The organism is Streptomyces sp. NPDC059695 (genome assembly GCF_042733785.1).
Lineage (GTDB): Bacteria > Actinomycetota > Actinomycetes > Streptomycetales > Streptomycetaceae > Streptomyces.
Genome location: NZ_JBHWFF010000008.1, coordinates 32395 through 44031 on the forward strand (window position 1 = coordinate 32395; position 11637 = coordinate 44031).

General features: G+C 71.6%; 8 protein-coding genes. 1 reads left to right on the forward strand and 7 read right to left on the reverse strand.

Going from position 1 to position 11637, the window contains the following annotated elements; genetic code table 11:
* Positions 1 to 146: 146 nt before the first annotated feature.
* From trxA to ACFV2S_RS12245, 7 genes are all read right to left on the reverse strand, one after another.
* The gene (trxA, locus tag ACFV2S_RS12215) at positions 147 to 473 is read right to left on the reverse strand and encodes a thioredoxin (protein WP_329855980.1); all 327 of its coding nucleotides are present in this window, start codon (positions 471 to 473) and stop codon (positions 147 to 149) included.
* Between the two features lie 43 nt (positions 474 to 516).
* Positions 517 to 1482, reverse strand: a complete 966-nt coding sequence (gene trxB / locus ACFV2S_RS12220; RefSeq protein ID WP_383796954.1) for a thioredoxin-disulfide reductase — start codon at positions 1480 to 1482, stop codon at positions 517 to 519.
* A 139-nt stretch (positions 1483 to 1621) separates the two neighbouring features.
* Positions 1622 to 2557, reverse strand: a complete 936-nt coding sequence (locus ACFV2S_RS12225; protein ID WP_385556813.1) for a zf-HC2 domain-containing protein — start codon at positions 2555 to 2557, stop codon at positions 1622 to 1624.
* Positions 2554 to 3246, reverse strand: coding sequence for an RNA polymerase sigma factor SigM (gene sigM, locus ACFV2S_RS12230; RefSeq protein WP_385556816.1), 693 nt, complete (start codon positions 3244 to 3246; stop codon positions 2554 to 2556). The genes ACFV2S_RS12225 and sigM overlap by 4 nt, the downstream gene beginning before the upstream one ends.
* A gap of 35 nt (positions 3247 to 3281) precedes the next feature.
* The gene (locus ACFV2S_RS12235) at positions 3282 to 4973 is read right to left on the reverse strand and encodes a protein kinase family protein (RefSeq protein ID WP_385556819.1); all 1692 of its coding nucleotides are present in this window, start codon (positions 4971 to 4973) and stop codon (positions 3282 to 3284) included.
* A 118-nt stretch (positions 4974 to 5091) separates the two neighbouring features.
* Complete coding sequence (murJ, locus tag ACFV2S_RS12240; RefSeq protein ID WP_385556822.1) at positions 5092 to 7347, reverse strand: murein biosynthesis integral membrane protein MurJ; 2256 nt, start codon at positions 7345 to 7347, stop codon at positions 5092 to 5094.
* A gap of 45 nt (positions 7348 to 7392) precedes the next feature.
* Positions 7393 to 9834, reverse strand: coding sequence for a DUF6049 family protein (locus tag ACFV2S_RS12245; RefSeq protein WP_385556825.1), 2442 nt, complete (start codon positions 9832 to 9834; stop codon positions 7393 to 7395).
* A gap of 234 nt (positions 9835 to 10068) precedes the next feature.
* Between ACFV2S_RS12245 and ACFV2S_RS12250 the strand changes: the two genes are divergently transcribed.
* Positions 10069 to 11511 carry a CCA tRNA nucleotidyltransferase gene (locus ACFV2S_RS12250; protein WP_385556828.1) on the forward strand — a complete coding sequence of 481 codons (1443 nt, stop codon included), beginning with the start codon at positions 10069 to 10071 and terminating at the stop codon, positions 11509 to 11511.
* Positions 11512 to 11637: the final 126 nt, after the last annotated feature.

The window sequence follows — 11637 nt, forward strand, 5'->3', positions numbered from 1 at the left end:
GTGGCGTTGGTGCGGGCCCGGCCCCGCTGGGGGGGGGCGGTCCAGAGGGCCCCCCCGGGGCGCCCCCCCCCCCGCCCCCCCGACCCCCGCCCCCCCCCGGGGGGGGGGGGGCCCGCTTCTGTTTCACGTGGAACATGCGCCGCGCATCAGGCGGTGAAGGGCTCCAGGTCGCGCAGGATGGCGGCCTTCGGCTTGGCACCGACGATGGTCTTCACGACCTCGCCGCCCTGGTAGACGTTGAGCGTCGGGATCGACATGACGCCGTACTTGGCAGCCGTGGCCGGGTTCTCGTCGATGTTGAGCTTCACGACCTCGATCTCGCCGTGCTCGGCGGCGATGGCCTCCAGCGACGGGGCGATCTGGCGGCACGGACCGCACCAGGCGGCCCAGAAGTCCACGAGGACGGGCTTGTCGCTCTTGAGGACAACGTCATCGAAGTCAGCGTCGGTCACGTTCTTCAGGGCGCCGGCCACGGCGGCCTCCTTATTTCGCGGGGTGTGGTGGAGAGAGACGGGGTCAGACCGCGGGGGTCTCGGCCAGCTTCTCGCTGTCGGCGAGGGCGGCCAGGAAGCGCTCGGCGTCCAGCGCGGCGGAGCAGCCGGTGCCGGCGGCCGTGATGGCCTGACGGTAGGTGTGGTCGACGACATCGCCGGCGCCGAAGACGCCCGTGACGTTGGTGCGCGTCGACGGGGCCGCGACCTTGAGGTAGCCCTCCTCGTCCAGGTCCAGCTGGCCCTTGAAGAGCTCGGTGCGCGGGTCGTGGCCCACGGCGATGAAGAGGCCGGTGACGGCGAGCTCGCGCGTCGCACCGGTCTTCGTGTCGCGCAGGGTCAGGCCGCTGAGCTTCTGCTCACCGTGGATCTCGGTGACCTCGCTGTCCCAGGCGAAGGAGATCTTCGGGTCGGCGAAGGCGCGGTCCTGCATGGCCTTGGAGGCACGCAGGGTGTCGCGGCGGTGGACGATCGTGACGGACTTGGCGAAGCGCGAGAGGAAGGTCGCCTCCTCGATCGCGGTGTCGCCGCCGCCGACGACGGCGATGTCCTGGTCCTTGAAGAAGAACCCGTCGCAGGTGGCGCACCAGGAGACACCGCGGCCGGAGAGAGCGTCCTCGTTGGGGAGGCCGAGCTTGCGGTGCTGGGAGCCCGTGGTGACGATCACGGCCTTCGCGCGGTGCACGGTGCCGGCGGTGTCGGTGACGGTCTTGATCTCACCGGTCAGGTCCACGGCGATGACGTCGTCCGGAACCAGCTCGGCGCCGAAGCGCTCGGCCTGGGCCCGCATGTTGTCCATGAGGTCCGGGCCCATGATCCCGTCACGGAAGCCGGGGAAGTTCTCGACCTCGGTCGTGTTCATCAGCGCGCCACCGGCGGTGACGGCTCCCTCGAAGACCAGAGGCTTCAGCGACGCCCGGGCCGTGTAGAGCGCAGCGGTGTACCCCGCGGGTCCGGAGCCGATGATGATCACATTACGGACGTCGCTCACGGGTTTCTTCCTCGTCTCTGCAGACTGCCACTGCCTACGGGGGCGGTTGTCTCGGTCGCTCTCACCCCACCCAACGGATCCTAAGGGGCGTACATTCCCGAGACCGCCGCGCGTCACCGTGGCCGGGCGAAGAGCGAGGTCAGGAGCGCGGGTACGTCTGGCTCAGCAGGACCTCGGCGGCCGGGCTACCGCTCCCCGTGGGCCGATCCGCGCAGGAGGCGTCGAGCACAAAGGCCTGGACCCGGGTGCTGTCCGCCGGATCCGACAGGACCAGCAGGTAGGCGGGCGTTCCCTGGTACTCGCCCCGCTCGTAGCCCAGCACCTCGTCGGTGCGGCCGGTGCCGGCCAGAACGCAGCGGGGGACGGCGCTCGCCCCGTTGCGGCGGGAGGTGTCGCCACCGGTCTCGGCGGACATGGATTCGGGCCCGACCCCCTGCGGCGTCTTGGGCGCGCGGCTCTCGGTGAGGAGGGTGTGGACGTGGTCCTCCACGGGCGCACCGGAGAACGGACTGAGGGGTGCGCTCGCCAGGGCGTCGGCCTTCTTGGCACCGCTGTCCGCGCGGCCGGCGGTCACGTTGCCCGCCTGGCTGAGGTACAGGCTCGTGCCGAGCACCGCGGCGGCGAAGGCGGCGCCGATCGTCGAGAGCAGTGCGATGCGGCGACGGCGCACACCGGGGCGGCCGGGACCGGTGCCCCCACGAGGGCGCCCGGCAGGACGGTCCGTGGCCGGGGATGCCGGGGAGGAGGACCTCGTCCCCTCGGAGGATCGCGATGTTTCACGTGAAACAGGGGTGTCGCTCTGCGGGGAGGTGGCGTTGAGGAGGGCCTCCGCGGCCAGAGCCGCGTCGATCCGCCCGGCGATCTCGGCGGGCATCCGGGGCGGGCCCGGCAGGGTACCGAGGAGGCTTCGGATCTCCTCCAGGGAGGACCGCACGTCGGCGCAGAGGGGACAGCCGTCCAGATGCCGTCGTACGGCCGCGGAGCGGGTCGGCGACAGCAGCCCCTCGGTCAGATCGGAGATCTCCGAAACGTCCGGGTGCTGTGTGGTGTCGGCCTTGCCGGCCGTGGAAGTCACGTGCGCCCACCTCCGCCCTTCACAGCAGCTGGATCTGTCGGTCCGGTGTCTGTCGGCCCCGGCACCGGTGGGACGGATGTCCCCGGCGTCCGGTTCCTTCCCCCTTCGACGGTCTCGTTACCCACGGTGTCGGCGCGCAGATGAGTGACCATCGGAAGGAGGCGTGCCCGCCCGCGCGCGCAGCGGCTCTTCACGGTCCCGGTGGGAACGCCGAGGATACGGGCTGCCTCGGCGACCGGGTATCCCTGCATGTCGACGAGGACGAGGGCGGCACGCTGGTCCTCGGGGATCGCCGCGAGGGCGGCGAGCAGCTGGCGGTGGAGGTCATGGCGCTCCACCGGCGCTTCGGCCGACTCGTGCGGGTCGAGGAGCTGCTCGAAGCGGTCGGTGTCGTCGACGGGCGAGGTCCTGCGGGAGGCGGTCTTGCGCGCGCGGTCGAGACACGCGTTCACGGTGATGCGGTGGAGCCAGGTCGTGACGGCCGACTGGCCGCGGAAGGTGTGGGCGGCCCGGAAGGCGGAGATCAGGGCGTCCTGGACGGCGTCAGCGGCCTCCTCGCGGTCCCCCAGGGTCCGCACCGCGACCGCCCACAGGCGGTCGCGGTGACGCCGCACGAGCTCACCGAAGGCGTCCGGGTCTCCGGCGACATGGCGGGCCAGGAGTTCCTGGTCGTCCGTGGCGTCGTCCATCGGTCGGTCCACCGGTGAGCCCCCTCCCCTGGTCGTCAGCCCATGACCTTGACTTCGGTCAGCTGGCCGCGGTACTCACCGCCGGTGAGGGGCAGCTCCGTCAGCCAGACGAGAACGTAGCGGGTCCTGACCGGCTTGGTGAGCTTCAGCTTCACCTCGGTGTCCTTGCCGGACGCCTGAGTGGTGAACCCTTCGGCCGTGGTCGGTGCCGACGAGGCGTCTTCGGGTGCCGTGCGCACCTCCACCCTCGTGTTCCCCACGAACGACATGTCAACCGAGCTGACCTTCTGGACCGAGCCCAGGTCCAGCACTATGCCGACGCCGGTCTTCAGGTTGCCGAACTGCGCGGTGGTGTAGTTCTTGGTGTGCCAGAAGGTGCTCGGGTCCCCGTCGTAGGCGTTCGCCACGGACTCGGGGTACTCCTCGCCGTTGCCCCCGGGGGGCGGGTCGAAGTCGTCGGCGGACGCGATGGCGATCGGCTTCGGCGTCGCGGGCTTCTCGTCGGCCGAGGGGTGGACTATGGGGGTCTCCTTCTTGGGCTCCGGCTTGAGGAGCCGGTCGGCGATCTGCCAGCTGCCGAGGCCCAGTGCGGCGATCAGCAGGGCCGAGACGGCCCACTTCAGCGCCCTGCCCGTGCGGCTCTGCAGCGGCGGCGGGGGGACGACGACCGGCTGGGTGGGCATGGGACGTGCCGGGGGCCGTCCGTAGGTGCCCTGCTGGTAGGTCGTGTGCTGGTACTCGGGCGGGGCGGTGAACTCCGGCTCCGGCGGGCGGACCCGGGGCATCGCCGCGACGGCCCTGGCGAGTTCGTCCGGGGTCGTGCAGGGCGGCTCCTGGCGCGAGGCGGTGGCCCCGTCGTTGGCGAGGGCCCGCATGGCGATCTCGGAGAGGCCTCGGTGGACGCCGGCGCGCACCTGGTCCGGCGGCAGCAGCCCCACGCCCTTGGGCAGGCCGGAGAGGCCGTAGGCGTCGCTGTCGTACGGCCAGCGCTGGGTCAGCGCCGCGTACAGCAGGGCGCCGATGGCCTCGGTGTCATTGCGCTGCGGACGCTCGGCGGTGATGCCGCGCAGGGCGGCGTTCACGGCCAGGCCGCGGATCCGGTACTGGCCCGTGGAGCTCCGCAGGACGGCGCTCGGGGTCAGCCGGAGATGGGCGAGGCCCTCGCGGTGCGCGGCTGCCATGGCCTGGGAGACCTGGCTGACGAGCTGGTACGCGTCATGGGGCTCCAGCGGGCCGGTCGCGAGCAGCGCCGTGAGCTCGGTGGAGTCCGGCAGCCACTCGTGCACCACGTACACGAGGTCGTTCTCCTCGACGGCGTCGAGGACCTGGACGAACCGGGGGTCGCCGAGCAGCGCCGAGGAGCGGGCCGCGGCCAGAACCGACCGGGCTCGGGGGTGGTCGGCCGGCAGCAGGTGGACCCCGACCGCGCGGCGCAGTTTCTCGTCGACGGCTCGCCAACTGCTGAAGCCGTCCAGACGGGTGACGCACTCCTCGAGCCGGTAGCGCCTGGCCAGTTTGTGACCACTGTGCAGTTCGGGTGCCGTGATCGAGGGCTGTTCGCCGCTCTGTCGTTCGACCGCCTTCTTCTCCGTGGCCTCGGCGGTCTTCTCCGCCGTCTTCTGATCTTCCGCCACCCCGTCGGTCGCGGCCGTGTCCGCCTTGGCGGTCAGCGGGTCGTCACCGCTGTTGTCGGCCACGTCGACGGCAGCCGTGCTACGTTCCGCCACCGTCGTTCCTGCCTCCCCATCCGTTGCGCCACATCCAACAGCCAAGCCAATTGTGCCCACAGTCGGACGCTATGCACGACACGCGGATCCCGTCGATGGTTGTGCGGGACCGCTCGGTTCAGCGTCCCAGACGTCCGCGGACCATGCCGACCAGGGTGTTCAGTTCCGCGATCCGCATGCGCTTCGCGGCGACGAAGAAGACGCCGAGGAGCACCGCCCCGCCGACCGCGAGGGCGACGAGCGAGCCGAGGGCGCCCTCGCCCAGCAGCTTCAGCAGCCCGAAACCGACGGCGCCGGCGACGATCGCGGCGGGTACGGAGGCCATGCAGAGCCGGGCGTAGGTCCGCAGCACATGGGTGCCGTCCAGGTCGCCGCCCAGGCGCTTGCGGAGCCGCCGCCACGCGATGCCGACGCCGACCGCGTAGGCGAGCCCGTACGAGGCTGCCATGCCGACCACGGCCCACTGGGCGGGCAGGACGACGTAGCAGACGGCGGAGGCGGCCGCGTTGACGGCGGCGACGATCACCGTGTTGTAGAAGGGCGTCCGGGTGTCCTCGTAGGCGTAGAAGCCGCGGAGCACGACGTACTGGACGGAGTACGGGATCAGACCGAGGCCGAAGGCCATGAGGATGAAGCCCATGCCCTGGGCGGCTTCGACGCCGCTGGAGGCGTAGAGGAGGGTGCACATCGGGACGCCGAGCGCCAGGAAGGCGAAGGAGACCGGGACGATCGCGACGGCCGAGTTCCGCAGGCCCTGCGAGATGTCGTCCCGGACGGCGCCCGGGTCGTCGTCGTGGGCGGCGCGGGAGATCCGCGGCAGCAGCGCGGCCATGACGGAGACCGTGATGATGGCCTGCGGCATGCCCCAGATCAGCTGGGCGTTGGAGTAGGCGAGGAAGCCGGCACCGTTCTTCCCGGACTCCTCACCGGCGGCCGTCGCGAGCTGGGTGACGACCAGGACGCCCGCCTGGTTCGCGAGGACGAAGAGCACGGTCCACTTGGCCAGCTTGACCGTCTTGCCGAGCCCGTGGCCCTTCCAGTCGAAGCGGGGCCGGAAGCGGAAGCCGGTCTCGCGCAGGTACGGGATCATCGCCAGGGCCTGGACGACGAGGCCGAGCAGGGTGCCGATGCCGAGCAGGCGGATGCCCTCGTCCGGAATGGTCTGCACGCCCATGTGGGACTCGGCGGAGGTGCCGTAGACCCAGATGAAGAGGCCGAAGGTGACGATCATGACGATGTTGTTGAGGACCGGGGTCCACATCATCGCGCCGAACTTGCCGCGGGCGTTGAGGATCTGGCCCATCACCACGTGCACGCCCATGAAGAAGATCGTGGGCAGGCAGTAGCGGGCGAACGTCACGGCGACGCTGTTGGCCGCGGCGTCGTCGGCGATGGTGTTCGACATCAGCCGGATCAGCAGCGGCGCCGCGAAGACGGCCAGGGCCACGATGAGGCCGAGCGCCACCATGACGAGGGTGAGCAGGCGGTTGGCGTAGGCCTCGCCGCCGTCCTCGTCGTTCTTCATCGAGCGGACGAGCTGCGGGACGAACACCGAGTTGAGGCCACCGCCGACGGTGAGGATGTAGATCATCGTCGGCAGGGTGTAGGCGATGGTGAAGGTGTCACCGAGGAGGGCGGCACCGAGCGCACCGGTGATCACCAGGCTGCGGACGAAGCCGGTCAGCCGGGAGACCAGGGTGCCGGCCGCCATCACGGCGCTCGACTTCAGCAGCCCGGAGGCGCGGCCCGACTTCTTCGGGGCGGGCGCGGGCAGCGGGTCCGGTTCCGGGGCGGGCGGCGGCACCTGGCCGGGCGCCTGCTGGTCCCGGTAGAGGTGCGCGAACGCGTCCGGCTCGGGGGTCTCCTCACCGGCCCGGGTGACCAGGTCGTCGACCCCGGTGAACTGGACCGTGCGCGCGTCGTCGCCGTACGGCAGGTGGCGGGAGGGGCCGTCCGGCTCGGGCGCCGGGGTCTGCGCCCACACCCGGGGGTCGGGGGCGTGCTGCGGCGCGGCCGGCTGCTGGTAGAGCGCGTGGGGGTCCTGGTAGGTGCCGGGCGGGGGCGGCGGGTGCGCGGCGCGGTCGTACAGCGCCTCGGTCACCGGGTCCTGCGCGGACATGTCCTGGGCCCGGTACGGGTCGTGGGCGAAGGCGTCCTGGACGTATGGATCCTGGACGTAGGGGTCCTGGACATAGGGATCCTGGGCGTACGGGTTCTGCGCGTAGGGGTCCTGCCCCTGCGGGCCAGGGGCGCCCTGCTGCGGGGGCGGCACCGGCGGGTGGCCGGCACCGGGAGGCACGGCGGGCGTCCCACCGGACGGCGCCGGGCCGCCCGGGCCCTGGCCGCCGCGGTCACCGTCGTACGGCGCGTTCATGGTTACCCCACCTCATCGTCCCCGGCCGACCGGCCACGACATCGCTCAACGGTCCACTTTCTCACCCGGGCCCGACGGGTCGCCGCTTTCGGGCCCGGTGTCCGGTGTCGGGTCACTCGGCTGCACGGGTTCGTCCCCGCCGGGTTCCTCCTCGCCCGGCGCGTCCTCACCGTGCTCCGGCGCGGCAGCGTCCACGGCGGAGTCGGGCTCGGGGTCCCCGGCGGACTCGGCGCACTCGGCGGCGTCGGCCCCGGTCTCCTCGGCGGACTCCGCCGCCTCCGCCTCGGCGTTCCGGGCGGCCACCCGCTTGCGCTGGCTGTACATGCGCACACCGGCGAGCACCAGGAGCAGGACACCGCCGGCGATCACCAGCATCACCGTGGGAGTGATCTCGGAGACCCGCACGGTGAAGTTCATCGGCTGCCCGTACGGGGTGCCGTCCTCGGTGTAGAGCTGGGCCGTCATCGGCACCTGGCCGTTGACGTTGGCCGAGGCGCTGAACTTCACCGACTGGCTGTGTCCGCCGCCGACCTTCACCGGGAGCTCGGCGTACCTCTCGCCGTTCAGCTCCAGCCGGTTCTTGTTGCCCGACGTGAGGCGCAGTTTCAGGTGCTCCACGCCCTGCAGCAGCTTGTTCTGGACGGTGACCGGGATGGTCGCACTGCGGCCGGAGAGCGTGAGGTCCGACTTGTCGACCAGCTGGACGCCGTTGGTGAGGGTCTGCAGATAGTCCAGGACGTTGTTGCGGTAGATGGCCGCCGCCCTGGCCTCACCGCGCCAGGAGGTCGACATCTCGCGGTTGATCGCGTTGCCGAACGGGGTCACGACGCGTTCCGACTGGGTCAGGATGACCTTGAAGTCGTCCAGCTCGTCCCGCGTGGTCTTCATGTCACGGAAGGCCTGGACCGGAAGCTCCCGGTCACGCAGCTTCTTCGGGTAGCGGGAGCTGCTCGGCACCGTGGTGGAGGCGTCCGGGTCCGGCTTGGCCGCGGCGGCCGCGAGGAGGTCGCTGGGCTGGCTCCAGCGGCGGCCGGAGAGGCCCCCCAGGGCGTTGGCCATGGAATGGGCCTGGGCGACGGTCGGCATCCGCTGCGGGGCGACCACGATGCTCCGCTGGTCCTCCGGCTGCTCCAGGGTGATCGCGAGCGACTGGGCGAGGAACCTCTGGACCGCGAGCGTGGAGCTCTCCGCGCGGACCATGTCCCCCTCGAAGGCGGTGGACAGCAGCGCGTCGCTCACGACGGCCGTGGTGCTGCCGTTGCCGAGCGGGCGGGCGGCCGTGGGCGTGTAGGCGAGGTCGTCGCGGACGCTGTCGCTGCGGGCGATCACCTTGTCGGCGCCGGCGGAGGTCGCGACCGCCACGATGGAGGGGTCCACGGCTCCGTCGGCGGGCCAGGCGAAGTCGGTGGAGGCCTCCACGTGGAGGACGGTCTCGACGGTCACCCCCGCCAGGGAGGTCGCCGACTGGAGGTGGCCCAGGGAGCCGGGCACGTCCTTGCCCCGATGGGCCAGGGAGGCAAGGTCGGGGTCGGCGAAGGGCAGGGCGACGACCTTGTGCCCCTGCACCGCCTTCTCCAGGGAGTCCAGCCACCGCTCGGCGACGGCCTGGTTCTTGCCGGGGACGTCCAGAGTGGTGCCGTCCTTGACGCGGTAGCCGTTCGCCATGGCGTCCACCGAGGCCAGCAGGTCCGGGTCGACCACCCAGGTCACCGGAAGGTCCTTGCCCAGCGCGACCATCTCGTCCAGCCGCCCGCCCGGGCGCAGCTCGGCCGCCAGGTCGTCGTCCTCGAAGACCGGGGTCTGCTGGTCGTCCGTGGCCGTCTGCGCCGAGACGTGCGCCGAGCCGATCAGCGGCCACAGGTAGGTGAGCTGGGTCTTCTTCTCCGTGGCCTCGGGCTGGTACGGCAGGAAGGTCCGCTCGATGCCGAGCACCCGGTCGTACTGCCGGTCCGAGGTCCGTCCGTTGAGGGACACGCCCAGCTGGTAGACGCCCCCGTCGTCGATCCCGAGGTCGGAGACGGGCACGGAGAGCGAGAAGTCCTTGCTGAGGCCAGCGCCAAGCCGGGCGATCTTGACGGTGGGGCCGTCGTCGAGGGGAGCGGGGTCGATGTCGTCCCGGAAGCCGGTGCGGCCCGTGACCCGATCGATCTCGCTGCGGCTCGTCATCTGCGGCCCGACGCGCAGGTTCACCGTCGCGTCGGTGATCGTCTTCTTGCCCCGGTTGGTCACCGTGCCGGTGACGGTGACGGTGTCGCCCTCGACGGGTGCGCTCGGCGTCATCGTGTCGAGAGACACATCGACGGTCCTGGTGCCGGTCCCGTCGCCGGCCGGAGCCGCGGGAGCCGCCGGGGCCGCCGGAGCGGCGACGACCGGGGCCTGGAGCAGGCCGGCGAGGAGGGGTGCCCCGACGGCGACGGTGATCGTGCGCCGCAGCCATCGGCGGGCAGGTGAGGGACCGGTTCCCTGGATGTCTGCCGCCTCGGCCACGCGTTCGCCCGTCCTCGTCGTTGTCTCTGGTGCCAGTGGTGTGGATGGTTCCCGGTTGCTGTGTCCAGGCATGGTAACGAGGCACGCTGGGAGCAAGTGCCGGGGACTGCTCCAGGCGATCTTCGACCGCTCGCCGGCCGGCACCCCGGGCGGCCGGTCGCCGGACGCCGGGCCGGGCCGCCCCGCAGGAAACGGGGACGTCGCGGCGGGCCGGGGCACGTACCCTTTTCTGTTGTGCCGAACGCCAACGAAGACATCCCGACTGCACTGAGCCAGGTGCAACGCCGCGCGGTCAGTGAACTGCTGCGTGTGTCCCCTGTCGCCGACGACCTCGCCCGCCGCTTCCAGGAGGCCGGGTTCAGCCTCGCGCTGGTCGGCGGTTCGGTGCGCGACGCGCTGCTCGGCCGGCTCGGCAACGACCTGGACTTCACCACCGACGCCCGCCCCGAGGACGTACTGAAGATCGTCCGCCCGTGGGCCGACGCCGTGTGGGAGGTCGGCATCGCCTTCGGGACCGTCGGCTCCCAGAAGGACGGCTACCAGATCGAGGTCACCACGTACCGCTCGGAGGCGTACGACCGGACCTCCCGGAAGCCCGAGGTCTCCTACGGCGACTCCATCGACGAGGACCTCGTCCGGCGTGACTTCACCGTCAACGCCATGGCCGTGGCCCTCCCCGAGAAGGAGTTCATCGACCCGTACGGCGGTCTCGAGGACCTCGCCGCCCGGGTCCTGCGCACGCCGGGCACCCCGGAGGAGTCGTTCTCCGACGACCCCCTGCGCATGATGCGGGCCGCACGGTTCGCCGCGCAGCTGGACTTCGAGGTCGTCCCCGAGGTGGTCACGGCGATGACGGAGATGTCCGGCCGCATCGAGATCGTCTCCGCCGAGCGTGTCCGTGAGGAGCTCAACAAGCTGCTGCTCTCGGCGCACCCCCGTAAGGGCCTCGGGCTCCTCGTGGACACGGGCCTCGCCGAGCACGTCCTGCCCGAGCTGCCGTCGCTGCGCCTGGAGAGCGACGAGCACCACCGGCACAAGGACGTCTACGAGCACTCGCTGACCGTGCTCGACCAGGCGATCGACCTGGAGGAGGACGGGCCCGACCTGGTCCTGCGCCTCGCCGCCCTGCTGCATGACATCGGCAAGCCGCGCACCCGGCGCTTCGAGCAGGACGGCCGGGTCTCCTTCCACCACCACGAGGTGGTCGGCGCGAAGATGACCAAGAAGCGCATGACCGCGCTGAAGTACTCCAACGAGATGATCAAGGACGTCTCGCGCCTGGTGGAGCTGCACCTTCGCTTCCACGGCTACGGGACCGGCGAGTGGACCGACTCGGCCGTGCGGCGCTACGTGCGCGACGCCGGGCCGCTGCTCTCGCGGCTGCACAAGCTGACCCGCTCGGACTGCACCACGCGGAACAAGCGCAAGGCGGGGGCGCTCTCCCGCGCCTACGACGGCCTGGAGGACCGCATCGCCCAGCTCCAGGAGCAGGAGGAGCTGGACGCGATCCGCCCCGACCTCGACGGCAACCAGATCCAGGAGATCCTGGGCATCGGGCCCGGCCCGGCCATCGGTCAGGCGTACAAGGTCCTGTTGGAGCTCCGGCTGGAGAACGGGCCGATGGAGCACGACCAGGCCGTCGCCGCTCTCAAGGAGTGGTGGGCGGCACGCGACTGAGTCGGCTCAGCGCCAGGGCAGGGGGGGGGGGGGGGGGGGGTAACCAGGCCGCCCGGCCCCCGCCGGCGGCGGGGGGGGTGTTGGGGAGGTAAACCCCCCCCCGCCCCCCGGCGCCCGGCCCCCCCC

Bases quoted from the DNA above. Each gene is read 5' to 3' on its own strand.
- murJ (WP_385556822.1), bottom strand. From the start codon at position 7,347: ATGAACGCGCCGTACGACGGTGACCGCGGCGGCCAGGGCCCGGGCGGC.
- sigM (WP_385556816.1), bottom strand. From the start codon at position 3,246: ATGGACGACGCCACGGACGACCAGGAACTCCTGGCCCGCCATGTCGCC.